26 protein-coding genes and 2 pseudogenes are annotated in these 25,843 nt (G+C 45.0%); 5 read left to right on the forward strand and 23 right to left on the reverse strand.

Going from position 1 to position 25,843, the window contains the following annotated elements:
- The 7 genes and pseudogenes from PCH01S_RS01825 to PCH01S_RS01850 form a co-directional block, all read right to left on the reverse strand.
- Positions 1 to 284, reverse strand: a 284-nt coding sequence (locus PCH01S_RS01825) for an alpha/beta fold hydrolase (RefSeq protein WP_042226320.1), incomplete at its 3' end; no start/stop codon positions are given.
- Positions 285 to 563: 279 nt separating this feature from the next.
- Positions 564 to 2,544, reverse strand: a pseudogene (locus tag PCH01S_RS01830) (GTP-binding protein).
- Positions 2,545 to 2,720: 176 nt separating this feature from the next.
- A pseudogene (locus PCH01S_RS31175) lies at positions 2,721 to 3,185 on the reverse strand (MFS transporter); the annotation flags it as partial.
- Positions 3,145 to 3,495: a class I SAM-dependent methyltransferase gene (locus PCH01S_RS31180; RefSeq protein WP_409372151.1), complete on the reverse strand. Its 351-nt coding sequence runs from the start codon at positions 3,493 to 3,495 to the stop codon at positions 3,145 to 3,147. The gene PCH01S_RS31180 and the pseudogene PCH01S_RS31175, both read right to left, overlap by 41 nt.
- A gap of 220 nt (positions 3,496 to 3,715) precedes the next feature.
- Positions 3,716 to 4,204 (reverse strand): YfbM family protein, encoded by a 489-nt coding sequence (locus PCH01S_RS01840; RefSeq protein WP_042226322.1) that lies wholly within the window; start codon positions 4,202 to 4,204, stop codon positions 3,716 to 3,718.
- Positions 4,205 to 4,500: 296 nt separating this feature from the next.
- Positions 4,501 to 4,926 (reverse strand): hypothetical protein, encoded by a 426-nt coding sequence (locus PCH01S_RS01845; RefSeq protein WP_129112504.1) that lies wholly within the window; start codon positions 4,924 to 4,926, stop codon positions 4,501 to 4,503.
- 132 nt (positions 4,927 to 5,058) lie between these two features.
- The gene (locus PCH01S_RS01850; RefSeq protein ID WP_407670189.1) at positions 5,059 to 6,402 is read right to left on the reverse strand and encodes a D-serine ammonia-lyase; all 1,344 of its coding nucleotides are present in this window, start codon (positions 6,400 to 6,402) and stop codon (positions 5,059 to 5,061) included.
- 161 nt (positions 6,403 to 6,563) lie between these two features.
- On the opposite strand from PCH01S_RS01850, the gene PCH01S_RS01855 reads away from it, so the two are divergent.
- Positions 6,564 to 7,109: a helix-turn-helix domain-containing protein gene (locus PCH01S_RS01855; RefSeq protein WP_042226326.1), complete on the forward strand. Its 546-nt coding sequence runs from the start codon at positions 6,564 to 6,566 to the stop codon at positions 7,107 to 7,109.
- Positions 7,110 to 7,238: 129 nt separating this feature from the next.
- Here the strand turns inward: PCH01S_RS01855 and PCH01S_RS01860 are convergent, their stop codons facing one another.
- The 4 genes from PCH01S_RS01860 to PCH01S_RS01875 all read right to left on the reverse strand — a co-directional run bounded on the left by PCH01S_RS01860 (position 7,239) and on the right by PCH01S_RS01875 (position 10,102).
- On the reverse strand, positions 7,239 to 8,075 hold the full coding sequence (locus tag PCH01S_RS01860; protein ID WP_042226329.1) for a hypothetical protein: 837 nt from the start codon (positions 8,073 to 8,075) through the stop codon (positions 7,239 to 7,241).
- A 13-nt stretch (positions 8,076 to 8,088) separates the two neighbouring features.
- The gene (locus PCH01S_RS01865; RefSeq protein WP_042226332.1) at positions 8,089 to 8,568 is read right to left on the reverse strand and encodes a zf-HC2 domain-containing protein; all 480 of its coding nucleotides are present in this window, start codon (positions 8,566 to 8,568) and stop codon (positions 8,089 to 8,091) included.
- A gap of 1 nt (position 8,569) precedes the next feature.
- Positions 8,570 to 9,103: an RNA polymerase sigma factor gene (locus PCH01S_RS01870; protein ID WP_042226335.1), complete on the reverse strand. Its 534-nt coding sequence runs from the start codon at positions 9,101 to 9,103 to the stop codon at positions 8,570 to 8,572.
- A gap of 336 nt (positions 9,104 to 9,439) precedes the next feature.
- Positions 9,440 to 10,102 carry an undecaprenyl-diphosphatase gene (locus tag PCH01S_RS01875; protein WP_053228618.1) on the reverse strand — a complete coding sequence of 221 codons (663 nt, stop codon included), beginning with the start codon at positions 10,100 to 10,102 and terminating at the stop codon, positions 9,440 to 9,442.
- Positions 10,103 to 10,495: 393 nt separating this feature from the next.
- On the opposite strand from PCH01S_RS01875, the gene PCH01S_RS01880 reads away from it, so the two are divergent.
- A complete protein-coding gene (locus PCH01S_RS01880) occupies positions 10,496 to 11,251 on the forward strand; it encodes a YheC/YheD family protein (RefSeq protein ID WP_042226336.1) in 756 nt (251 codons plus the stop codon).
- Between the two features lie 25 nt (positions 11,252 to 11,276).
- On the opposite strand, the gene PCH01S_RS30150 is transcribed toward PCH01S_RS01880, so the two are convergent.
- From PCH01S_RS30150 to sufC, 6 genes are all read right to left on the reverse strand, one after another.
- Positions 11,277 to 11,459 carry a hypothetical protein gene (locus PCH01S_RS30150; protein WP_129112505.1) on the reverse strand — a complete coding sequence of 61 codons (183 nt, stop codon included), beginning with the start codon at positions 11,457 to 11,459 and terminating at the stop codon, positions 11,277 to 11,279.
- Between the two features lie 98 nt (positions 11,460 to 11,557).
- Entirely contained in the window at positions 11,558 to 12,049 is a 492-nt protein-coding gene (locus tag PCH01S_RS01885) for a MarR family transcriptional regulator (protein ID WP_042226337.1), read from the reverse strand.
- A gap of 101 nt (positions 12,050 to 12,150) precedes the next feature.
- Entirely contained in the window at positions 12,151 to 13,638 is a 1,488-nt protein-coding gene (locus tag PCH01S_RS01890) for an MDR family MFS transporter (RefSeq protein ID WP_042226339.1), read from the reverse strand.
- A gap of 106 nt (positions 13,639 to 13,744) precedes the next feature.
- Entirely contained in the window at positions 13,745 to 15,130 is a 1,386-nt protein-coding gene (gene sufB / locus PCH01S_RS01895; RefSeq protein WP_042226341.1) for a Fe-S cluster assembly protein SufB, read from the reverse strand.
- A gap of 27 nt (positions 15,131 to 15,157) precedes the next feature.
- A complete protein-coding gene (gene sufD, locus PCH01S_RS01900) occupies positions 15,158 to 16,474 on the reverse strand; it encodes a Fe-S cluster assembly protein SufD (RefSeq protein WP_042226343.1) in 1,317 nt (438 codons plus the stop codon).
- A 16-nt stretch (positions 16,475 to 16,490) separates the two neighbouring features.
- On the reverse strand, positions 16,491 to 17,318 hold the full coding sequence (gene sufC, locus PCH01S_RS01905) for a Fe-S cluster assembly ATPase SufC (protein ID WP_042226344.1): 828 nt from the start codon (positions 17,316 to 17,318) through the stop codon (positions 16,491 to 16,493).
- A gap of 439 nt (positions 17,319 to 17,757) precedes the next feature.
- Here sufC and PCH01S_RS01910 point away from each other — a divergent pair, with 439 nt between their 5' ends.
- A complete protein-coding gene (locus PCH01S_RS01910; RefSeq protein ID WP_042226346.1) occupies positions 17,758 to 18,153 on the forward strand; it encodes a winged helix-turn-helix transcriptional regulator in 396 nt (131 codons plus the stop codon).
- A 77-nt stretch (positions 18,154 to 18,230) separates the two neighbouring features.
- On the opposite strand, the gene PCH01S_RS01915 is transcribed toward PCH01S_RS01910, so the two are convergent.
- Positions 18,231 to 19,655, reverse strand: a complete 1,425-nt coding sequence (locus tag PCH01S_RS01915; RefSeq protein WP_042226347.1) for a hypothetical protein — start codon at positions 19,653 to 19,655, stop codon at positions 18,231 to 18,233.
- Positions 19,656 to 19,977: 322 nt separating this feature from the next.
- On the opposite strand from PCH01S_RS01915, the gene PCH01S_RS01920 reads away from it, so the two are divergent.
- Both PCH01S_RS01920 and PCH01S_RS01925 read left to right on the forward strand, forming a co-directional pair.
- Positions 19,978 to 20,829: a CPBP family intramembrane glutamic endopeptidase gene (locus PCH01S_RS01920; protein WP_241688678.1), complete on the forward strand. Its 852-nt coding sequence runs from the start codon at positions 19,978 to 19,980 to the stop codon at positions 20,827 to 20,829.
- 18 nt (positions 20,830 to 20,847) lie between these two features.
- Positions 20,848 to 21,456, forward strand: a complete 609-nt coding sequence (locus PCH01S_RS01925; RefSeq protein ID WP_042226352.1) for a TetR/AcrR family transcriptional regulator — start codon at positions 20,848 to 20,850, stop codon at positions 21,454 to 21,456.
- 97 nt (positions 21,457 to 21,553) lie between these two features.
- On the opposite strand, the gene PCH01S_RS01930 is transcribed toward PCH01S_RS01925, so the two are convergent.
- The 5 genes from PCH01S_RS01930 to PCH01S_RS01945 form a co-directional block, all read right to left on the reverse strand.
- Positions 21,554 to 22,747, reverse strand: a complete 1,194-nt coding sequence (locus PCH01S_RS01930) for a MalY/PatB family protein (RefSeq protein WP_042226353.1) — start codon at positions 22,745 to 22,747, stop codon at positions 21,554 to 21,556.
- The gene (locus tag PCH01S_RS01935; protein ID WP_042226355.1) at positions 22,740 to 23,093 is read right to left on the reverse strand and encodes an immunity protein Imm33 domain-containing protein; all 354 of its coding nucleotides are present in this window, start codon (positions 23,091 to 23,093) and stop codon (positions 22,740 to 22,742) included. The genes PCH01S_RS01930 and PCH01S_RS01935 overlap by 8 nt, the downstream gene beginning before the upstream one ends.
- Positions 23,094 to 23,397: 304 nt before the next feature.
- The gene (locus PCH01S_RS29540; RefSeq protein ID WP_084706498.1) at positions 23,398 to 23,727 is read right to left on the reverse strand and encodes a hypothetical protein; all 330 of its coding nucleotides are present in this window, start codon (positions 23,725 to 23,727) and stop codon (positions 23,398 to 23,400) included.
- Positions 23,728 to 23,815: 88 nt separating this feature from the next.
- A complete protein-coding gene (locus tag PCH01S_RS01940; RefSeq protein WP_042226357.1) occupies positions 23,816 to 24,850 on the reverse strand; it encodes a nitroreductase family protein in 1,035 nt (344 codons plus the stop codon).
- A 97-nt stretch (positions 24,851 to 24,947) separates the two neighbouring features.
- The gene (locus tag PCH01S_RS01945) at positions 24,948 to 25,250 is read right to left on the reverse strand and encodes a hypothetical protein (RefSeq protein WP_241688679.1); all 303 of its coding nucleotides are present in this window, start codon (positions 25,248 to 25,250) and stop codon (positions 24,948 to 24,950) included.
- Between the last annotated feature and the right edge of the window lie 593 nt (positions 25,251 to 25,843).

Genomic DNA, 25,843 nt, shown 5'->3' on the forward strand with positions numbered 1-25,843 from the left:
CCAGTAGAATATCCGCACAAGAAAAATTTATCGATGCTCAACCGGTCCATCAACTGTTTAATATCCTCAACGATTAAAGGATAGGTAACCGTTTGTTTGGAAGGCTGACTCTTACCGTGTCCTCTGATGTCAAAAGCAATGGTTCGAAAATGAGGCGATAGCCCTTGAATTTGGTATGTGAAATTTAAGCTTGTAAGAACCGGAGGATGAATGAAGAGGATGGCGGTTCCTTTTCCTTGATCGATATAATGCATGGAGTATCCGTTTATGTCGGCAGTAGTCATCGTCACACTCCATCTCCCATTTTCGGAATTGTTTTATGACCTTACAATCATCATTAGGATCTCTAAACAATCGAATAATAATTTAACCGATAAGGTTGAAAAACATTCATACAAGTTTAACTTCTAAGACCGGCCTTGCCTTGAGCTAACGTTTGGTACAGCCCCTTGTTCGAAATTACACCTTAAAGCTATCGCCCATGCTGCGCGCACGACAAACAACCCGAGTGGAGCATTTAGCTGCACTCGGGTTGCAAATCCTATACGTGAACGCACACAGCCTCAATAAGCGCGCAGAACATGAAGCAAATATTCTTTCCGATTCAACGGATTGTAATCGGTTCGCTCTCTTGTCGGCAAGTCGCCGTTTATCCGGATGAATCCGGCCGGCTCGACCAGCATGACGCCTTCACCCCGGGTAAATGTATGCAAGCTTCTCTTGAAGCCTTCGGTGGCGGCTACGGGGATGGTGCCTGTTATATAAAACGTGTCGTTATGCATAGCCGTTTCGTGTACAACCGCTTGTACGGCGGATAGTTTGAATACCGCTTTGCTCAATATCGCGGCGGGGACTGTTAACTCGAACGCATGAATAGGCTCATATACATGGGTACCCGCTTGCGCCAGCGCCTCCATCAATACAAGGGGTACCAGCTTTCTAAAATCACCCGCTGCCGATGTCGGGCTAAAATAACCGGTTTGGGTCAAGGAGACGACAATATCGGTGACTTCCCAGCCGTACAAGCCTTGTTTCAACGTAGTGCAAACCGTCTCCTCAATGGCTTTATGGAAGGCAAGCGGCAGCGAGCCCAACTCGACTTCCAGACGGTAGTCGATCCCGCTTCCGGGCAAACCGGGCTCGACTTTTAGTCCTACAGTCGCAAAAAAGGGATTATTGGCCTCCATGATAATCTCCACCGCCTGCCCCGTTCCTGCCGCTTTTTCCAGGCAGATGGTTCTCGTCTCCGAGAACCGGACATCTAATTCATAATCCTCCTGCAAGGCCGCCTCAATTACTTCTTTTTGCACTTCGCCGAAAATGCGGATATACAGGTCTTGATGAAAATCATCTTTCACCACTTGGATTAACGGATCTTCCTCCGACATGCCAATAAGCGCCTGGTACAGCAGATGCGCTTTGTTTGGTTCTACCGGTTCGATTCGCGTCTCCATTTGCGGAACGGCGAAGCTGAAGCGCTTGATCAAATCGGACCGCTCGCCGACGACATCCCCGATCTGCACATTCTCGAGTCCCCATACTTTGCCCAAATCCCCGGAGGTTACTTTGGCAGCGGGAACTGACTTTCCGTTTATTAGGGCATGCAGTTTTTTGATTTTGCAGATGCGCGTTTCATATGCGTCCTGCTTGTTTTTTCGCTGCAGCTTTACTTGTTCCCTCATGTTCATGCTGCCAGAGAACAGTCTGACATAAGCTGCCTTTTCGCCGGACGGCTCCTTCTCGAGCTTGAACACGACACCCGACAACGGCTCTTTCTCCACATGCTCGTTCACCGGAAACCACTCGGTCACACCGGAGAGCAAATGGGATACGCCCTCTCCCGTCACGGCGGAACCGAAATAAACCGGATATACATTCGCTTTGCCTTACTTGCTTACCGAATTTTTTCTTCACTTGCTCTTCGGATATACCTTCGCCGTTAACGTAAGACTCCAACAATTGCTCATCATACTCTGCCACGAGTTCGATGCATTGTTCCAGAAAAGCTGGATCCGTATTCCAGTCAAAACGGTGTTCGGCTACAGACGCCATCTTGGTTCCTGCATGTTCAACCCGGCAAAGGGAAATAGCGTTCGGGGTCAGTTTGTCGCGGATCCGCATGATCGTGGCATCGAAATGAGCGCCGGTGAGATCTATTTTGTTCACGAATAGAATCGTGGGAAGTCCCATTTTGTTCAAGACGGAAAACAATATTTTGGTTTGCGCTTGTACACCTTCCACCGCCGAAACAACCAGTATAACGCCGTCTAATACGCTCAGGGACCGCTCCACTTCCGCGATAAAATCCGCATGGCCCGGCGTGTCGATTAAATTGATCTTCAAACCATGGGCGACAAAAGAAACGACGGACGCCTTAATCGTGATGCCTCTCTTTCGTTCCAATTCCATAGCATCCGTCTGTGTATTTCCTTGGTCGACCTTTCCCAGCTCATTGATGACATGCGTATCGAACAAAATACGCTCAGCCAAACTCGTCTTCCCGGCGTCTACGTGCGCGAGAATCCCTATATTCATAGTATGCATTCGTGAAAATCCTCTTTTCTTTGTTCATGTCATAATGTTCCTTTCGAATATGATTGAGTTGCCGCATTATAATCACTCCTATTCAAAATTTGTGCCCTTTTGTGTTGGGCTTCGGCTTTATTTTACAAAAAAAGGATTCATTTTGAAGATGGATCAAAATGAATCCTCCGGTCATTCTAGAAATCTCTTTGTGAACGTTTATATACCTTCATAGTAACCAGCCAACTGATGGCGATGATTCCTGCAAAAAGAAATAGCATATTGCTGTACAAATAGGTGGATGGATCAGCGTTCATAGGTAGCAGCCTTCGATCCAGTAAACCGATTGATAATAAGCCACCTACAACTGCAATACCCATCCCTTCTGATAAAAAGCTTGTGAAATTAAGCAAGCTCATTCCAGCACCCGTTTCCTTTTGTTTCAAACTACCCGAAACAATGGTGGATATAACTGTTTTCGTAAAAGAAAGTCCTCCAAAAACAAAAACTAATACAATTGTCATGAGCCATGGTGTTGCTCCAATAAATAAGGCAGCTATCAAATAGCTGATGGAAAGAAATGCAACTCCAATGGTTAACACGAATAAAGAACCTTTCCTATCAACAAGTAATCCCCCAATGTAACCGAGAAATAGGACACTCGATTTGGCCTTGCAATTGCTGCTCCAACGTGTGGCCGAATTCAAGTGGTATTCTATTCTTGGCAATCTCTTCTTCTGTTGAATAATCAAGTTCCAAATATGGGATGGAATGCTTCACTTGAAGGACCCCTTCCTCTTGAAGATCCCAATCAAATAAATAAAATACGGGATTCATAAATCCGCTGATTAGGCTGCCTCCGGGCTTCAACACACGAAATGCTTCTTGCCAGACCGGCTGAATTTCAGGCACATACAAATTGGATACCGGATGTACAATCAAGTCAAAGCTATCCGCGTCAAACATACTCAAATCTGTAAATGTTTTTATTATGCTCCATACTTTTCATATGCTTATGCCCTCCCCTAACTACGATTAATTATGAATCCTCCATTAAATAAAAGTTTCACGACCCCGAACTTTATCTAAGCTCGGGGTCGTTCCTTATGTCCGACAATATGAAGTTAGGCGAGGAATCTTGTGAGCCTATGTAATGATTTTTTGCCGTTTGCGATGACTTAAATTATTGGAATTAGAAAATATAGAAGATGAGACCTTTGCCCTCGGCTGCAGTTTGGCTGTAGAAACGCCGGATTTCGTTAAAATGCTGAAGCATGTAGGCAAATAACGCGTCCTCATCCTCGTCTGAAACAGTGCCCGCCTCAAGAGGATACACCTCTTCTTTGACCATGGCCGGGAAATCATACCGCAAGCGCAGCTGCGCTTCATCCAGCTCAGACATAGCCTGAAGCGCTTCTGCAACTTGCTCGGCGCGTAAGGAAAAAGCCCCGAATGAGCCAAAATCGATGCCTTTGTCTGACGTCAGCGGAACAACATAGCCAAGAGGGGGCTCTCCATCGGAAATATCACCACAAAGCAAGTAGTGAATCGCCTCCCAGGATCTATCAATGTCCAGTCCGGGATAATTGTCTATTTTCAAACTCTTCAATGCAATGTCGCCTGCCGCGATTTGCTGCACCAGATTGTCATCCAAAGCAAAGTAATATCCACGCATTCCCATGTCGTCAGCCTTCTTTCCATTTTTAGTAGTAACTATACTGCTCTATTAAAATGTAACATCTGGGAATTGTGTATTTCAAGGCACATTATATAACCGGGTTTCCCGTTTCAATGCTGTATTCGTCTTCTGGAGCTCCTCCAGCTAAAAGACCAACAGGGTCCCAGCTATTAATGATTTCCGTTAAAACCTTCACGTCAATATTCACCAATTTATCTCCTTTATACCGTAACGAAATGTCCGACTTCTCCCATGGCGTGTTCACTTTATCGCTTTTAGATTGTTCCTTCGAAGCCTCCCTATAATCCAATGAGTGTAATACACTCGTTTGTAATTAACTGTTCTTCAATCCACGTAATCAAATCATTGATTATTTCATCAATCAGAACCCTATTTTTCAAATACTTTTTTAAAAAGCTCTCCGTTTGTGTCTTAAAATGTGGTTGTATGTACTCGGCCAGTTCAGTCGTTTGATGATTATATAAATATTCCCTTATTATGACGAATCCACTTATGATCTGAACCCAATTTTCCTTTGGAATTTCAAAACGATTGAAACTTTCGAAAGGTTCATATCCGTTTTTAATTGCGGGTCTTAAAAAGACAAATAAGTCATCTTCAATATAAACGGACTCAGCATTACTATAGCCTTTTGTTAAAACACCTGGGAATAGTTCATAGTAATTTTTATTTTTCATTTGATTTAATCTTAATAAATGACTCAATTTAGGACTCCCTTGTACGTGGTTAACGAAATAAATTTTGCCGTACTCCTTTTTCTAAAATTAAAAAGTGAAATGCTCAATGACTTGGTTGCTCTTCCATATATAAAATATAACAAAAAAAGACCCCCGCAATTAGGGGTTCTTTTTTGTTCGTGTTAAATTCAATCCTTTTTGATAATACTGCCTCATCATATCTTCAGGAACCATATTTCCGCCAGTCCCCCAAATAATGTGAGCACCCTTACTCATTTTTTCCGTTAAATTATGCTTGAGTAAATAATCGGTTCCTTCTTGACTTAATTTAATGGGTCCTATCATACCCGCCAGTGCTGAAGGTTCTAAATGAATCCCCTCTGTATCAACTAATTCCTTTAATAACGTATACAAGTGTTCATCGCTAACCGTATAATTACCACTCAGAAACGGTTCTATGGTTTTACCCACAAATCCGGATGGTCTTCCAACAGCAAGTCCGTCAGCATCTGTAACATTATCAAGCCCAATATCTTGTACGGAAATTTTATCGTGAAGTCCGGTCATTAAACCAAGTAACATGCATGGAGAGTGGGTAGGTTCTGCAAAGAAGCAGTGAACATGATCTTGATACAATAACTTCAATCCAAAAGCTATACCGCCAGGACCCCCACCTACTCCACATGGAAGGTAAACAAACAAAGGATGATGTTCATCAATTGTTATCTCTAACTCTTCTAATTGTTTTTTTAATCGAGATGCTGCTACTGCGTATCCTAAAAACAGATCATGAGAATTTTCATCATCTACAAAATAACAGGAAGGGTCCCCGTCTGCTTGGAGCCGGCCTTCCTCTACTGCTTTACTATAATCCGATTCATATTCAATTACATTCACATTTTTGTTTCGGAGCAAGTCTTTTTTCCATTGTTTTGCATCAGCCGACATATGAACGGTCACATTAAAGCCTAATTTCGCACTCATTATGCCTATGCTAAGTCCTAAATTTCCAGTCGAGCCTACTGCGATTGAATATTGGGAGAAGAATGTTCGAAACCGAGCACTATCTAAAATGGAATAGTCATCTTGAATCGTCAGCAATTGATGTTGAAGAGCTAATTCTTCCGCATGTTTGAGAACTTCATAAATCCCGCCTCTTGCTTTTATAGACCCCGATATAGGAAGGTGACTATCACACTTAAGCAATAATTCACCTAATATAGGCTGCTGATAATTTTGCTCTAAGAATTGTTTCATGGAAGGAATTCTCTTTAAAGGAGATTCTATTATCCCATTCATCGGTTTTGTTTCCGGGAAAACCTTGGCAATATACGGAGCAAAACGCTTCAACCGTTCCTCTGCATCCCTAACATCATCTTGAGTAAGGGGGGATTTTGTGATTCCTGTTTCAAACTTTTCAAGTTTAGGATTTAACCACAATATTTCCTTCGTGGAGATGAGTTTGTTTAGTAAAGGCAGCTCGCTGAATTCAAACTCTTTCACTTGATCAATCCTCCTCATTGACTTGATTATCGTCATCAAAACCAAGTAAAATGTAACTTATAAATGTTAAATACAGTTTAACACGAATGGATTCTTTTGTTAAGTTACATTTAATAATGTTAAATGAAAATTAACGATTGATGATCAAGGGGTGCATTGGAATGGAAAATATAGATATCGGTAAAAAGGTTGAAAAATATAGAAAAGCTAAAGACTTTAGTATTAGACAATTAGCAAAGTTAGCTGAAATCACGCCTTCCATGTTGAGCCAAATCGAACGCGGCTTAGCAAACCCTTCTATTCAGACTATTAAGGTTTTAGCGAAATCTCTAGAAGTTCCTACATTCAGTTTTTTCATGGAAGAAACAAACACGGTTGATTTAGTGGTTAGATCTACTAACCGAAAGAAAATGGTCATGGATAACATCTCTTATGAGCTAGTTTCGCCTGATTTTACTGGAAACCTGGCAACAGCAATTATGAATTTGCCACCGAACACCGCTTCATCCGAGAAACAGATGGAACATAAAGGAGAAGAGGTTGCTTTTGTGTTAGAAGGGAAAATTAAAGTAATTTTAAACGATGAAGAATACGTATTGGAACCTGGCGACAGTGTAAAAATACCGGCACAAATGAAGCACAAATGGGAAAATAATTTTAATGAACATGCTGCCATACTTTTTTCGGTGACTCCGCCAGCTTTTTAATTTGGCTGATACGAATATGCGGTGCTCATAGATCCTCCGTTGAAATAATTGACTTCCGAACGAAACGCTTACCGAATTTTGACTAGCTGCTCTGCTTTTTTCTGTTCTCACTAAAATGCTGAACACCTTTTAGCGAATTTCCCTCGGCTTCCTCCTGCGAAGTGAAGATAAGCATTTCGTAAAAGTACCAAGTGAAAATAACGTTAAGAACAAAATCATTAGCCACCCAAGGACTGGGATGTTCGCGATCGCCGCAATTAGAGAAGCTCCGATGATTAGTCTAACCCATTCATTGGGTACCCACTTTTCTTGCAAAAATCCCCCAACCAGATAACTCAGGGATGTAATCCCTACGATGTAGGCGATCATCAGTAAAAGGATGGCAAGTAGCAGAAGCGGAATACCGATAATCGTCACGATACACAGCGTACAGAAAGCTGCTAAAATGATGAAGCTTAAACCGCCAAGATATAATTGTCTTTTCCAGGACAGATCGGGCTGCCGTTTTATCCACCCTGCAGCTTTACGTCCTCCGATTAAATAGGTCAACACGGGTATCACAACTAGCAATAGACTACAGGTAAGTTGGACGGCCCATACCCCCGCAACCAAACCTCCTCCAATAAGAAGGCTGTTCTGCGTAGCAGTATCAAGCGTAAAATTAAGAATATCATCACCAGTTTGAGCGCCTTCATCTTGTGTAATCCGCCCGCCGATGACCACGATAGCTCCGTCGACCTTCGCGGTTGACGCGAGATGTAGGTTTCCATTTACGACAACTACGGTTCCTGTTACATGATCAAGAATGTCGGCATCCCCCCCGAGCACATACAAGTTGTCCATCGTCTGTCCCGCGGGAACAGTTGTCGTTGAATGCTCAAAAAAACTGCGGGCGGAGGCGTCTTGGGGAATAAAAATTAATATTACCGCAATAAGGAGTCCAAGCATTGAGCATATTTTTTTCATAATTCTACTCCCCTCATACAGTAGCCGATCTAAGTAACCTGCGAAGCGATAGTAAGGAAACTACCAGTACAGTCAACGAAAGAGCGACCGTAACTCCTGCAACGACTGGCATACTTGACACTGCATGCGGTATCGTAAATAGAAGCGCTTTTCCGATCACTAATGCGCCATTCATGAAATGAACAGCGACGGGCCATGCTGCGATTGTAAGCAGGATAACCACCACCGCGGCTAACAAAGGTACCAAAAGCCATAGCTTCCCGAGATTACGTATTTTACTTTCATGTGCGACAGCCTGCATGACACGATTTTCAAAACCTGCCGGTTCGGCAAGCGCGAACATCTCTGCTGAAAATGACTGCTTTAGCTCCATGAATTCATTCAGCAACAAACGGCAGGACTGACAATGAGCTAAGTGCGATTCGATTTCGAGTCGCTCTTCTTCATTCAATTCCTCATCCATGTAGGCTGACAATTGTTCTTCGGGGCACAAATTAGTCCCCCTCCCCTCGGTTCCATATTTTCCGAAGTGCCATTCTTGCGGAGAATAAACGGGACTTGACTGTCCCAATCGGTATTCCTGTTTGTTCGGCGATTTCTTCATAACGAAAGCCCTGCACGTCATGTAAGAGCAGGATTTCTCTGTGATCGACCGAAAGATGTGACAGCGCTTCTTGTAATGAGACCTTCAAATTCGGATCACGGGCGGAAAAATCAGGAACAGTTTCGTTGGACATTTCCCCGATCTCCACGGATCTGGCTCGTTGTTTCAGTTTATCTTTACATAAATTCGAGACAATGCGCATGAGCCAACTATAGAATGCATGAACATCATCCAGCTTTCCCAGCGCAAAATAGACTTTCATGAATATTTCCTGGGCCGCATCTTCGGCTTCTCCCCGGTCGCCCAGTAAACCGTAGGTATGACGAAAGACATGACCTTTAAAACGAGTAACGAGTTCCGAGAACGCTTCCTCATTGCCTCGTCTTGCTCGCTCAATAATTTTACTTAGCTCCTCATCCACCACGTGTTTTCAACTCCTGCCGATAAGGAAGCTTTCCCCATAATGCCATAATTCTATCCTTAATCCGCTTTGTTCTGTCAGATATAATCTAGGCGCTCATTCCCCCCATGCGGTTGCCCCGTCATGCTTGGATCAAGATAAACGTCGACAGGGATGATCCCTGTCCCACCGGAGACTAAGCTATCAAAACCCTCCCCTTTGGTCATAGAACGGGCCAGCCACTTATTGATATCTTCTCCTTTTAAGCCGGCCTTTAACACTCTTTCCTTGTCCGGCGCAATTGTATTTGCCGGGTATCAACATTACGACACTCATGGCGCCGCTGTTTGTTTCATCCTATCAATTAGTTTTTTTATCGCAAACCTCTTCTTGTTTCTTCTCATACTGAAGGGATTTTGAAATAAAGGCACTGGAACTTGTGTGTTTCGGCCAAACACTTACTTCAAATCGCTCATACACTCGGATAACTTTGGTTAAGCATATCTGAATCCATTTTGATTTAGCGATGCAACTATGAATACCGATAGCTGTTCCTACACCCAAAAGACATCCGGCAATCACATCAAGAGGATAATGAACGCCTGTCCAGACCCTCGAAACGGTAATTCCTGCAGCCAAAGCCAACCACCACCATCCGTCCTTACGCCGAGTACACCAAATCGCTGTTGCTACTACAAAAGCAGCGGTAGCGTGATCACTTGGAAACGATGCATTAGGTGCGTGCTGGATAAGAAGCTGCACGTGGTGGTCGACAAACGGGCGATTGCGATAGAACAGACTCCCCAAGACCGCCGTGATCCCAAACGCGATACAAGCCGAAACCAATGCTTCCATGACCATGCGGCGATTGAGCTCGGTACGCGTAAACCAGTACACGATGATACCCAAGATGAAAACATACTCGCCGTCATTGGAGAAAAACTTCATGATTGCATCTAGAGACGAATAATGACCGACCATTCCATTAATGATTTGAAACAACTGATAATCGATACTTAACATGGTGTGTACCTCTTTCTTTGATTTGTTTTACACATGAAAAGACCTCGGTTTTTATCAAATTGTTCATTTGAAATTTTGGTATTTTTTTTCGTGAGTCCTAATATCAATTGAGAATTATCTTCAATCGCGGTTAACGAAATAAGTTCTTGTCATCTCACGTTTCTATATGAAGATGTGTCACATTGTATAAATATAAAAAAACGACCCATTCCTAGTAATGGATCGTTTTGAATTTTTGTCGAATCAAGAACTTTGGTACATGAATGATTAGATCTTGAGGACATTCCTATTCCAAAATGGTCGCAGGCTCATATCATAGTTCAAGGCCATCATGGAGACTCGCTCTACTTTTCGGCATATGCTAAACAAAAACTAGAGGTGAGTCCCTCAACTATGGAATATAAAAGTAGCATCATCCAGAGTAAGTGGAAGAAAACTCAATGGTTGCTTAAAGATTCCTATTTTCGAAAATACGTACCGCACACATTACCGTTTAACAAAAAAAATCTGTCCGCTATGCTGGACAACTATAGCAGCGTCTTCTTTAAGCCAACCAATGGATCAGGCGGAACAAACATTATCCGTATCCGCAAAACAGACAGGGGCTACCTAAGCCAGATGAATGCTGCCAAAACGTCATACTCAACTACAAATCAATTGTATCGTGATCTGAACCGCTTTGCAGGGAGCAGATCATATCTGCTGCAAAAAGGAATTAACTTAGCCCAAAGCAATGGCAAGCCATTCGATATCCGGGTTATGGTCCAGAAAAACAGACAGGGAGATCGGGTCAGCACCGCCCTATTCACCAAAATCGGCAACCCCAACAAAGTAACCACCAATTATACTCAAGGCGGCACCGTTAGAACATTCAGCGAGACGATGAACGGTACCGATTTCAGCCCCACCTTCACCCCACAGATGGAGTCGAAACTTAAAAGACTTGGCGTTGCCGTAGGCAAAAACTTTGACCGCCATCACAAAGGATTCCAGGAGCTCGGCTTGGATGTGGCTCTCGATTCAAAGGGGAGACCTTGGATTCTGGAAGTGAACACGCGGCCGCAAATATACCCGCTTAAAGCATTAAAAAATAAGAACTTATATGATAAGATTCTGTCTTATGGGAAGCATTATGGCCGTTTTAAATAACCGTAAAGGTAATGGAGTTTCTTGATCAATCTTCATCATCATCATGATCATGCTCGCCATCATAATGCCCGCTCAACGCCACTTCGCCGCTGGCCTTGTAGGAGACATGTCCCTGCCGTTTCGAGGATGATATTTTTCGTCCGAAGAAGCTCAAAGCTAAATCAGCAGCCTTTAATGTTCCATATCCTTTAACAAAAAAAAGCCGCATTTTGCGGCTTTTAAAGTCTTCAAGTTCTTGTCATCAGAATTCTTTTTCGAAATATTCCGCCACATAGATCACTCTCCACGGTTCTCGCAGCCGTTCGCTTACTCCGTCTCTTTGTTAGCCCAATGCGAGGATACGTTCTGCAGAAATCTCAGAATAACGTGTAACTCTGCTTCCGCAAACGGCTCGAGTAATTGCATAAACCTCTCTTCCTCCAGTTTGTGGAGCTGCTCATGAAGTTCAAAAATTTGTCTGCCCTTCGCCGTCAGACTGAAGTAGATTTCCTTCTTATTGTCATTCAGTTGACTTCGCTTTATAAATCCTTCCTCCAACAGCCTCGTGCTAATTTTCGTAATGTTAGCCTTGGACAAGTTCATCCTCTCGGCAAGCGCCGTATTGTTGATTTGCTTGTTGTTGCCGATGCAGTCAATCACGTGCACGCTTGTCAAATGACGCGGAATCGACTGCAATTGCAGCTCCTTTGCATATTGAAAGATATTGCCTTGCTCTGATTCGATCATTTGCTCGCTCAGATGCACATAATTCAGGACTTGATCATAGACCATCCGTTTGGTTATCTCCAGTGAATTCATCCTCTTGCACCTCTATAACACGGAATATTGTTAAACTAGAAACAAATATATCATATTCCGGCGCCGGAGGAGTATCTTATTCTACCAAAGATAAGAAATGGTTAACGTACGGGATCGCTCAAAGCGCCGTCCACTGCCCGCTCCTTCTTCCGTTTAGAGGGAATTGCAAAAACAAACGGCAGAGCCAGAACGACAATAAGCGTGGATAAAATGTTTAAATCGTTAATGCCCATTGTCGTGGACAGGTGGGCTAACTGCGGTCCGGCATCCTCATTCGTCAGCTTAGCGGCGTGATCGGCACTGCGTGAAGACAGCAGCGTGGTGAAAAGTGCCACACCGAACGATACGAATACATTCCGCAACCAGTTCTGAATGGAGGAGGCATGGCCGATGTACTCGTGGGAAATCTCCTCCATCCCGGCAGTCGTCGCCGGCATTAGCACGAGAGCTAGACCTATACTGCGGATTGTCATCCACAAGAGCGTATAAGCAGATGAGCTGTCGATTTGAAGCCAAGCCAGCGGCAGATTTCCTACGATCAGCAGCAGCACGCCAACTAGCAATAATGGCTTGGGACCAACCACTTTATACAGCTTACCGACAACCAAGGACATAACGGCCATGGCTAGTGTAGACGGTAACAAAATGATCCCCGTATCAAGCGGCGAATGTCCCTGAACGTTTTGCAGGAAGACGGGAACGAGAAGCATGCCCGAAAAAAAGTTGATCATTACGATACAGAGTAATAGGAGCGTCGACGTGAAGCGTCGGTTCAGAAACACTTTGAGCTGCAAAAGCGGAGACTCGATGGACATCTCACGCCAAAGAAAGAGCGCCAGTGCCAATAGCCCGCTTCCCAGACAAATCAGCGTACTGGCCGATCCCCATCCCCAACCGGAACCTTGCGACAACGTGATCAGCAGCAGTGAGCTTGCAGCGGTGACCGTCAAAAGCCCCCATAGATCGAATCCCTTCGGTACCTTCAGACGATAGTAAGGAATGAAGAAAAAGGCAAAAACGATGGCAAGCAGCCCGAGCGGCACATTGGTCCAGAAGAGCCATTTCCAGGATCCGTGCTGGATAAGCCAACCTGCAAAACTCGGTCCGATAGCCGGCGCCACGATCGAAGCGGCAATCCAGATGCTCATGGCGGCAGACTGTTGGTGTCGTGGTATGGTCTGGAATATCATGGTCATCGACGCGGGCACTATAATACCGCAGAATGCACCTTGAATAATGCGGAATGCGATCAGCATCGGCGCGTTCCAGGACAAGGCGCACAGCACGGAGGCAACCGTCATGCCGAGCAAGGCGAACATATACAATCGCTTGTAACTGAAGCGTTCACCGAAATAGCCGGCAGTAGGCGCGAACGTGCCAAGCGCCAACATAAAGCCTGTCAATGTCCACTGCACGACGCTCAGGTCGGAAGCAAACTCTTTTTGCAAAACCGGTAAGGCAATATTAATCGTATTGCTGTTCAACAGCGAGAGGAAACTTCCCATGAAAATCGCAATAATTATGGGTACGAGCTTCACAGGTTTCTGTGTTTGCTGCTCTTCCGTGTTGGTTAAATTCGTTTTTTTCATAGCGGGTGTTACCGTCCATTTAATGATATCGTTTACTTGTTAACAAAATAATTATTTTGATCTTATTCTCTATATGCTGCTCGCTCCCGCTGCAACCCTGTGGCTGCTACCCTATACTGCCTTCCATCTCCAGCTTGATGAGCCTGTTCATTTCAACCGCATATTCCATGGGCAGTTCTTTCGTGAACGGCTCGATGAAGCCCATCACGATCATCTGGGTCGCTTCGTCTTCGGACAAGCCGCGGCTCATCAAGTAGAAGAGCTGGTCCTCGGATACCTTGGAGACGGTCGCCTCGTGTTCTAGCGTAACATTGTCGTTCATGATCTCATTATAGGGGATCGTATCAGACGTGGACTCGTTATCGAGAATGAGCGTATCGCATTTGATGTTTGACTTAGCTCCGGAAGCATTTCGTCCAAAAGAAGCCAGACCGCGGTACGTGACTTTACCACCGTGCTTGCTGATCGACTTCGATATGATGGTCGATGTCGTATCCGGAGCCAGGTGAATCATTTTGGCACCGGCATCTTGATGCTGCCCTTTGCCGGCGACCGCAATCGAGAGCACACTTCCCTTGGCTCCGCGTCCTTTTAACAATACGGAAGGGTATTTCATCGTCAGCTTGGAGCCGATATTGCCGTCCACCCATTCCATAGTTGCGTTTTCTTCGGCTACCGCCCGCTTTGTCACCATGTTGTAAATATTGGGCGCCCAATTTTGAATGGTTGTGTATCGCGCACGGGAATTTCTCTTACAGATGATTTCCACAACGGCACTATGCAGCGAGTTCGTGCTGTAAATCGGTGCTGTGCAGCCTTCTACATAATGCACAAAGCTGTCTTCATCCGTAATAATGAGCGTCCTTTCGAATTGTCCCATGTTCTCCGAATTGATGCGGAAGTAAGCTTGCAAAGGGACCTCGCATTTTATCCCTTTCGGAACATAGACAAAGCTTCCTCCTGACCATACTGCGCTGTTAAGAGCGGCAAATTTGTTATCGCTCGGCGGAATAATGGTGCCAAAATATTGGCGCAGCAGATCCGGATGCTCACGCAGCGCCGTATCCGTGTCTGTGAATATGACCCCTTGTTCCTCCAGCTCTTTCTGAATGCTGTGATAGACGACTTCGGATTCATACTGGGCCGACACGCCGGCAAGAAACTTCTGTTCCGCTTCCGGTATACCGAGCTTATCAAAGGTTTGCTTAATCTCAATCGGCACTTCCTCCCAGGTTTTCCCCTGCTTTTCGGAAGGCTTGACATAATATTGGATATCATTAAAATCTAGCTCTCGCAGATCGCCGCCCCAAGCAGGCATCGGCATATTCTGGAACAATTCCAGCGACTTCAGTCGAAAGTCGAGCATCCAGCCGGGTTCACCCTTCATCTCCGATATGGTGGCAACAATCTCACGAGTCAGTCCCTTGCCGGATTGAAACACCGCTTGATGCGCATCTTTGAAGCCATATTGATATTCTCCCAGCTCCACCAATTCCTTGGCCGTATGTTGTCATCCTCCTTATTCTGATAGGCTTGCTTGATCTGTTTCCCTGATTTGCCCCAGCTTTTGTTCCACGAGCGCTTGCATCTGAGCGGCTACACCTTCCAGCGGCACTTCGGCCACGACAGGAGCGAGGAAACCATACACGATTAACTGCTCGGCCTCTACACGGCTAATTCCTCTGGACATCATGTAGTACAGCTGTTCCGGATTGACTTGACCGACGCTGGCGGCGTGTCCGGCTTTCACATCGTCTTCATCGATCAACAGGATCGGGTTGGCGTCGCCGCGCGCATGGGGATGCAGCATCAGTACTTTTTCTGTCTGCTGTCCGTTCGCCCCGCTTGCTCCCTTCTCAATTTTGGTGATTCCGTTCAATATGGCGGTTGACTGCTCTCTCATCACCGCTCTGATTACCATATCGCTTGGCGAATTCTTACCGATATGGACCGTCCGGGCTGTAATATTCATGGTCTGACTTCCGGATCCCACCAAGATGGATTTTATATCCGAACCGGCCCCTTCGCCTTTGAGTATGGATGCTGTATCGCTCATCGACTTGCCCCAATTCATTTCGCCGATCAACCAGTTCACTCTTCCGTCTTGCTCAACGATTGCACGCCGATAAGTCAGGTCGATCGAGTCTCTTTCCAGTTGGTGCAAGGACACGACATTGACTGCTGCCCCTTCGCCTACGAATACTTCCATAACGGCTTGATTCACCGCCGCGCACTTATCTAACGAGGACATTGTATGTTCCACTAGCGTTACGGAACTGCGCTCCTCGGCTACCACTAAAACATGCGGCATAAAGAGCGTATCGGATTCGTCTACATAAAAAAGCGTCTGAAGCGGGGTCTCTACATGAACCCCCGCCGGAACGTAAATAAAGGCTCCGCCGCTCCAGTGCGCGGCATGCTGCGCGGTAAGCAGATTCTCTTCAGCATGCACCGCTTGCATGAAATAAGGCTCTACAAGTTCCGGATACTGCCGTGCTGCTGTTTCCAAATCGGTCAGAATAACTCCTTGCTTCTGCAGCCGTTCTGTCAAGTGCTTGATTAATGGGCCCGAATTCCGCTGTACCAGCATATCGTCAGAGTACACCCATTTCCTGAGGGATTGCGGCAATTCATCGAGCGACATCATCAGCTCTGGCTTACGGCAAATGCCTTGCTGCCTTAAAGGCCAGCGCCGCAGATTCGTCTTTTCCAGCTTGGGCAGCTGCAGGCTGCTGAGGGCATTGAGGCCTTTCTTCCTTAGCCTGGTCAGCCAATCCGGTTCCGCTTCATAGTGAAGTTGCCCGGATACCCGGTTCTCTGCACGGTTCATTGTCATGTTTGTCTCTCCCCTTTCAGATACGCGGTGACTTGGTTTGCATCGGAATTTGAAACGACTTTTCTTCGTCCGGCGCCGCAGCTTCCTCTGTAATCCCCAACTCTTCTTTGATCCACTCATATCCGTCTGCTTCTAACCGCTCCGCTAATTCCGGCCCTCCAGACTTTACGATGGTTCCTTGCATCATGACATGTACGAAATCCGGTTTGATATAATTAAGCAGTCGCTGATAGTGCGTAATAATTAAAAATCCGCGGTCTGCACTGCGCAAAGCATTGACCCCTTCAGCAACGATGCGCAGCGCATCAATATCCAGACCGGAGTCGATTTCATCCAGAATGACCATAGACGGCTCGAGCATCATCATTTGCAAAATTTCATTTCGCTTTTTCTCCCCTCCGGAAAAGCCCTCGTTCAAGTAACGATGCATAAATTCCGGGTTCATCTCCAGCGTCTGCATGCTGGATTCCATCATGCGCACAAATTTGATGAACGAGATTTCCTGGCCTTCTTCACGCTTTGCATTAATCGCACTACGCATGAAATCGGAATTCGTGACTCCGGTGATCTCACTCGGATATTGCATAGCCAGAAACAATCCCGCCCGTGCCCTTTCATCCACTTCCATCTCCAGCAGATCTTCTCCGTTCAGTGTAACCATCCCCTCCGTCACTTCGTACTTGGGGTGTCCCATCAAAGCGGAGGCCAATGTACTCTTTCCTGTTCCATTCGGTCCCATCACGACATGAATTTCACCGCCATTTACCGTAAGGCTGAGACCTTTCAAGATTTCTTTCCCTTCTACTGCCGCCCTCAATTGTTCAATGCGCAGGCTCACTGTCATTTCATCGCCACTCCTTTTCATATGCGTTGTTCAACCCGTACTCTTACAAAAACTACCGATCAGATACCTATCAATTTCATCGTATATTCAGTGTTTTAATTTTCCCTTACTTCCTCCAATCACCATTATTTTGTTCACTAGTAAACATAATAAATGATAATGATTATCAATGTCAATAATTGTTTGAGAAAGTACCCTGTATCTTCCGGTCATGAAAAGCAAAAGTCTCGAGATTTACTTCACGTCATATGCATGTAGTAATCTCTCCCGCACCCGCTTTTTGAGCAAGTCCGGAGCAGATATACGAATCGATCCGGAAGTCGTTGACATGGGAGCCTAGTTAATTTTAATATATGGAATAATCGATCTTTGATTCTATTTGGCTTAATTTGAAACTCATGGTTTTTGCTTCATTCTTCTGTAAAGGATGTGTCGGCAGATGATTACTTTTAGAGACAAAACATATCGCTGTACCTCGGAAATTATACTAGGCTTAGTCAGCGGAAAATGGAAAATATCTATATTAAACCATTTATCAAAAGGCCCGGTACGGTTTAATCAACTGCAGCGGCTGCTTCCCGATGCAACTCAACGCATGCTTACGATGCAGCTAAGAATGCTGGAAAGCGACGGACTCATTATTCGCAAGGTTTATCCGGTTTCGCCCCCAAAAGTGGAATATGGTTTGTCCGAGTTGGGCGAACAATTGGCTCCCATGCTCACGATGTTATGCGATTTTGGCACCACCTATATCGAGAGTTATCCCGATGAAGTATCCTACACCGATCAAAAGCATACCTTAGAAGTCGCTTCAAAAAATTTAAGAGGTACCTAGGTTGGTACCTCTTAACCTTATACTCCTTCATCCTGCTCCTATCCAGATGGACAGTGAATCTAGTTTAGTTTAAAGACTTACAGCACTAAAAATTGCGTTCCAAACCCCTTGCCGGAAACATAAGCCGCCTCCAGCTCCTGCTTATCCCCTTTGTCCAATAAAACCACATTTTCGGGATACAGTTTGCCCAGCAATGCCCATACCACGAGTTCATTCCCGCCGGTTGGAATGAAATGAATGCCATCGGTATTCGTCACCAATCCGGAATGCGAGAGAATGTCTGCCGCAAGGTGCCGGCTGAGGGAGTCTCGCTTCGCAGCTGCGGCATCGGCATTGTCCTTTCCATACGGACGATATAAAAACCGGTGTCCTCTAAAAAGCTGACCGAGATCTACCGCAAACTCGCGGCCTTCCATATCCAAACTGAAACGCAGGATCGATCGATCGGTATCGGCATTTGGCAGTAACCGGGCGATGGATGGTTCATCGTAATGCTCCCCCGAAACAGGAAGTGTTTCTTTGTTCCCTGGTTTACCTGCTCCCGCCTCGTTACGGGGCGCGGCATAATAATCTTCATATTCATAATCGAAGGAAACCGCAGCTGGGTCTTGTGCTTCATGTGCCGCTACGGTTTGTACCGGATGCCACTTCAGCAGATACCGCGCAGCCGTCCTTGCCGACTCTCCCAAACCCGCCGGCAAGACGGTTCCCAGACGATATTGAAAACCGTAACCGGTTTTAATTAGACCGGAGCTGACGACACTTTGCGCATATTGAACAATCGATTTGTGAGTCAACTTCTTCCCGAGCAATTGCGTTAAAAAGATCTCCCGGGCCGGCTCCAGAAAACGGAGCCCTTTGAATCCCGCATGTTCCTCGACTTCAAACGGAACTTCCTCCCAATTGGCGAACGGAAGCAAAGCATCCCGCAGCAGAACGAATTGGTGCAGGTATTCATTATAAATCTGCATGATCCTTGGGCCGCCAATGGGTCCCCATACCTGAGCAACGGCTTCCGGAGTCAGGGAATGACCATAACAGCGGCTTCGAAATTCCAACTTTTCGAGCGCTTCCGTCCCATACTTAACGACCCCCTTTTTCTCGGAATTCATTTCACGGGCCCAGCTTACCAATTGCTCGCCGATGCGCTGCGCCTGAGCCGTAATCTCGGCGCCGGCTTTATCCTCAAGAGCCAACGGCCCCAGCGGCAAAGATGACAAACGTCCGGAAATTGCCAAATTGGCTTGAAGACTGTCCAAAAGCAAAGTCGGATCGCCGTTCACCGGTTCGCCAAGCTGAACCAGTATCGCCTCGAGCATCTTATCGAGCTCTAGAACGACCTCTTTTGCCCGATATATACCGGCAGGCAAATTCCAATCCAAGGCCTCGTTCGCGCCCTGTCTGATGGAGTCGCTTGGATACTGGCCAATAAGAGACTCAATATCGATAGCCTTCCCCCATACAATTCGTTTATCTTTCAAAGTAAGTTGATATTCCTGCATATCTTCGCACCTCACCTCTGATTTTTTTAACGACCATACCGCTCAACGAAATCTGGATCGATCGTTCTTTATGTAGGTTATCAGGTTCCCCTACGCCTGAATAGTACGCACTTTATTGTAGGGTCCGATCAATTTTGTAAGGTAGGATACTTTTTGATACTGGTCTGCTCAAACATTTCCCCCGTCGACGAACTGTCCTCTCTGCTCTAAACCATAAATAAATACGGGTTGTGGTCATTGTGTTGACAGATCTGTATTGGATACGTATATTGTAGTTACCGACTACATAGTCGGTATATACGATAAGAATGAGGTGGATGTCATGGAAAAAAATTATGGGCTCGAACCGCCGATACCATTCAGCTTCAAATCTTTCGCAGGGTTTATCGTCATTTTCATTATTTGGCAAGGAGGCGCTTTATTATGGGTAAATCTAATTCATGCTTTAATTCCCGCTGCTCGCTCAGGATTACCTAGTTTGGTCACGCTCTATTTGTCCTTTATTTTCCTGATTCTCGGAGTCTACATCGTTACCAGATATTTTTTCGACATTCGTTTTAGAGCATTTTTGTTTGAAGATAAAAGGCCTAATTACCGAAAATTTGCGACTTATTTTTCGCTGTACGTATTGGCACTTATCTTGTATTTACTTGTCGATATCGTCGTGCACCCGCAAGCCTTTACGCTTCATTTCAATCCGCTTCCGTGGTTAGGGGTACTCCTTGTTACTGCCCCTTTGATTTTGCTTCAAAGTGCTGCCGAAGAGATTTTGTTCAGAGGGTATATGTACCGTTTGTTCAGATCATTAAGAGGCGGTGTATTCTGGTCGATCTTCCTCACTTCCCTGACATTTGCCCTGGTCCATGGACTAAACCCCGAAATGCTAAACTACGGAATTTTTGGACCGCTGTATTACCTGCAAGGAGCATTCTTTCTGGGAATCGTTGCTTATCACACCAATGGGCTGGCCGCTCCAATCGGGATTCATTTTGCCACAAACATTTTCAATACATCTATTTGGGGATATGGATCATCGGCTTTGGATAACATGGGGCTGCAAAGTATTGTTTACCGCCATACGTTGGATATGAGGTTTGCATTCTTTGGGATTTTTGCTATCGTTATCTCATATAGCGCTTTTCAATTTTTCAAAGAGAAGAGGAACCGGTTGTAAGGTTCCCTGGAGGAGCTTATGAGTAGAAGGCGGCTGCCGGCAGAAGAAGCAAAAACGATTATTTTAAACCATGCCAAGTTGTTATTTATAGAAAAAGGTTATGATCGGGCCACAATGGACGACTTATGTGTCTTGACACAGATGAGTAAAGGTAATTTGTACCACCATTTTAAAAACAAAGAGGTGCTCTTTCTCCAATTGCTTACCCAGCATTCGGAACAAATGTCACAAAAGTGGCTTCATTTGGCCGAGCAATCCAACTCTCCCAGCCAGCAGTTGCTTGAAATGGCTGATTTATTCGGAAGAGATTGTGAAAGTCCGTTACTCCATGCACTCGAAGAGTATGGCAGAACACTTTCCAGTGAATCCGAAGCATTGGCTGCATTGAGAGAGATCACAGATGCAGCCTATCGTGCAATCAAACAGGTGCTGCAAAAAGGGATCGACCAGGGAGTTTTTATTCATGAAGATATCGAAACGTTGAGTTTCGGTGTAATGTCCACCATGGCTGGCGCAACGCAGCTCTGCCTAACGATGCCAAAATTAAGCGGGGAAGAATATGCAGCCCTGCATGTCAAGGCGATCAAACTGCTTTTGAAGGGAATATCGATTGATGATTCCGACTGATGTGTCATCAGACAAGACAAAGAACGGCAGCCGGTCATGGCCAGTTGCCGTTTTTTGAACTATAGTTTTCCATTCGTTTAACTGGCTCCGACATGGTTTAAACTTCTATTTCAACATCCTCGAAACTTTTCTTCAATCTTTCTAAAGCTTTCTGTAGCACGCTTCTGGGACAAGCAAAATTGATTCTTTGGAAACGTTCTCCTCCGGTACCGAAGATGTAACCATCATCCAATGCAACATTCGCTCTTTTTCGCATCATTTCTTGCAGCTTCATATCCGACAGGTTATAGGCGCCAAAATCTAGCCAGGCTAGATATGTAGCTTCGGGTACAAGCATAGTTACTTTGGGCAAATGTTCTTCAAGAAACTTTTTAATGAAATCAAGATTGCCCTGTAAGTAAACAAGAAGTTGCTCCAGCCACTCCTCGCCCTCATTGTAGGCTGCAATTTGTGCCACAGATGCAAAAGAGCTTGGGTCAATATCAATCGAAGCTAATTTGTGTTCCAGTTCTGCTCGGACACGATCATTCGGAATGATAATGTTCGAAACATGCAGCCCGGCAAGATTAAATGTCTTGGAAGGAGCTGTGCAAATGATTGATTTCATCTTAAGCTGCTCTGCAATTTTTCCGAATGTCACAAACGAATTCCGTTTATATACCAAATCCGAATGAATCTCGTCTGCAATCACGAGTACATGATTCTTTAAACAAATCTCGCCCATTCTTTGCAGTTCTTCGCTCGTCCATACACGTCCAACGGGATTATGCGGACTGCATAAGAAGAATAACTTTGTTCTGCTGTCCCGTGCAATTTTTTCGAACTCATCGAAATTAATTTCATATCTGCCATTGTTTCGGATTAGCGGGTTATTGGCAATTTGGCAGCCGTTATTCTGGATTATATTAGCGAAAGGATAATAGACCGGAGTTTGAATAATGACTTTATCCCCTGGGTTGCAAAAGGTTTCAACAATGAAATTTAATGCCGGAATAATTCCTGGTGTAAACAAGATCCATTCTTTTTTTATGTTCCAGCCATTTCGTCTTTGCTGCCAATTCACCACTGCGTCCAGAAACTCATCGCTCTTATGCCCATAGCCAAAAATGCCGTGCTCCGCCCTGCTTATCAATGCATTTATAATAGGCTGAGCGACTTTAAAATCCATATCCGCAATCCACATCGGAATATTATCTTCATCGTCAAAATTTTCCTTGAGATGTCTTCTTGACCACTTAATTGAATCTGTTGTACTTCTATCAATAATTTCATCGAAATTGTATTTAATCATTTGCTTCCCCTCTGGATTCTAATAAATTGGGGTCAAACCAAACATCCTCATAATTGTTTGCGATTATAAATCTCCAGCCAGGTGCTAATCCCAGGTATCTTTTAATTTCCGGATTCCATTCATCTATATGTTCAACGTGTAAAGGAACAAAGAAATCAGGGTCTTCAGAGAACTCTTCGCCTGCCCAGATGTACCAACCAGTCGTATCTCCCTCGGGATTAATCCGCAGACCATGAATAGGCACGATTCCTTCTTTAACATTTAACGCAATACCTAACTTCAAATCATGGTTAGCTGCAAGAAAATCAGCCTTATACTTTTTGCATACTGCTTTTTGTGCGTCCATGGTATCCCCCTTATTAACAGTAACGGCGGGCAAATTGATGTTCAAGCATCGCTTTGCTTTTTTAGCCAATAAGATTATATCACTCGGTTAGCATTAGCGTAATCTGCCTGTTAGCTTAATGATTATGTTGTCAATAATTCGATCGCTGAAAAAGGGTATTGGCGTAAGGCCCCATTGACACTGCAAACATGAGCAAGCAATGTAATTATAAGCATGGTTGAGCCTAGAAATTGAAAAAGCGACGGCCAGGGATGAGAAAATAATGTCCTAGACTGTCGCTGTTTTATTGAACTAACGTTCTCTATTAGCTTAATCTTCTTGTTATTTTTAAACCATTGAAATCAAAAACAACTGGTTTTCCTTTAACTTTTGGGATCCACCCTAAGTCAAGCGCCTGACAAATAAAAAACTCAACATCTTTAGGTCTGACAATTTTCAAATTAAGATGTTCTGTATTGGGGAATTTCACCCATACGCTGTCGATATCTGAAGTTATATAAATCTCTAAACGATTCCCTCGGCTTACTTCATGTTCAACGATCACGATGATATATCCATCGTTTGGAGAAACAGTCCAAATATAGCTATCATCTCTAACCTTTATTCTTCTTGAACTCTTTTTGTTTATTGTCATTTGCTCTGTCCCTATTTATAAAATCATCTCTTCAAGATGTGACTCCGTGGTACAAATATTTTACTCGGTTCTGCTCCTAGCAGTATTGTCATAGATGTGAGATGTTCAGCAATTGGGGAGCAGCCGGAGCGGGTTCCGAGGATTGAGCGTCTCCTCCGAGCTCCAGCACCGCTACGATCCGCTCCTGCGGCCGAATCCCAAACGGCTTGCACCATTCCCGGTCATAAATCCATTCCGGAACCGTGCGCCGCACGTGCCAAGGCTTGGATTTGGCTAACAACTGAAAATTTTGGATCAAACAGCATACCGCCGCGTAATCCTCCTCCCGCTTGTGGGGATCCGCTTCTTCCTTCGCCACGATCAGGAGAGATGCCGGCGACGCATCCCCATACGAAACTCGGAGCTTGCCGGCCGCTTCGCCGCCCGTCACATAGATAAAGCGCCACGGTTCCCTTAGTCCATCGTTTGGCGCCCAGACGGCGTCATTCAGCATTTCGAGAATGCTTTGCGCGGGAATTCGGACGTTATCCAACTGCGGCCCATCTGGCTCCCCGCCTCCACCGATTGTGGTCCATTTCTGCTTCGCCGGCGTTCTTCTCCGGGATCTCGGCGCTTTATCGAAATATCCCGCATGCAAAATCCCTGCAAGCCTTTCACCTTCCCGCAAACCGATTTCCGCAAGAAACGACTCGCTTTGAAGCATGGGGTCCGTGTCCCACAGCATGCCCAACCCGCGCTCCCAACCCAACAGTTGAAAATTTTGCATGACACTGCAAACTGCTGCGTAATTTTCGTCGCTCTGCCGCCGATTAGCGGCGGATTCTGCAATGAAGATCAGGTGAGCGGGAATATCCTTTATTCGTTTTATGAGAAAATCGATCATTTTGACAGGAATGAGCTTCCCGAGTTTGCTTTCCTTCATCTTAGCTATCATGCTCTCAACCAGCCTTTGACGCGACTCCGGCGTGCCGGCGTAAATACAACGCCAGCGCGGCGTACCCTCGGCCTCGTACAGGCTTGCCGCTCCGTTCAGCAAGTATACGAGCAGTTCCGGCGCTACCGGTGTTGTGTTGAATCTACGGATGGTTCTACGTTCTCTAATCGTTTGGGAAAAATCCAACATAATCCCTCCTCGTGAATATAGTTTACAAGTGAACAAAAATAATAAAAAAATTTAGCTTATCTCTCGCCAACATACCGGGTCATGCCTTGAAAAAACTTCAAAATCGTCTGATGCTCACTATCGGAGTAACTGTCCAAAAACCGGATAAAGCTCTGCTCCTCCGCTTCGCCTTCGACAAATTTAATTTATCCACAATCGCGGAATGATTGATCGGTTCGTGATTGCCGATGCAATCCAGGACATGGATGGTCGATAAACTTCCAGGGACGCCTTTCAGCTGATGAAGCTGCACCAACTCTTTGATTTCTTTAAGTTCCAGCTCCAGCCGCTGTTCTTGCAAATGGAAAAAATGAAGCAATTGATTATAAATTAACACCTTGATACTTTCAGGATAATCCATGTTCCGGTTCACACTCCATATTGTTTCCATTGAAACTAAAATATCACAGTTTGCAGGATTCAGCAAGTGCCGCATTCCAGCACAGAGATTTAAAAAGCATTATATTATCCCCTAGACATGTAAAATCTCCCCTCACAGTAGCAGGTTATATTATTTCACTGTTTACCGTAAGGGGAGCAGATCATGGTTGGCTGCTCGCATTTCTTTATGGGCTATCGTTCCTTGTTAGCGCAACGCGTTTCGGTAAAGTAAACAAGAGTTACCTATTAGCTTGTACTGTTCGTCTGGTAAGTTGTCCTTAGAGTGAGATCAGAAGGTGTATGAACTCATCAAACTCATCATCTCTTATACCAGGCTGATTCCATTCTGGGGCATCGTCTGCAGCTCCGTAAAAACAAATCGAAAATGATAATAGATCTGAACTTATTTTCTCAACAAAAAGTAAAGCTCTCCGTAGTCGGATTGTATGAACAGTTAAGTTGAGTGTTATTTGATCAATCATTACACTATGAGGGTCGTCCTCATCATAAAGATAGCCCTCGTAGTATAGGTATGCGAGCATAACGGACTTCAACAAAGCGCTTGAACAGTTG

The organism is Paenibacillus chitinolyticus NBRC 15660, from assembly GCF_000739915.1.
Taxonomy (GTDB): Bacteria; Bacillota; Bacilli; order Paenibacillales; family NBRC-103111; genus Paenibacillus_F; species Paenibacillus_F chitinolyticus.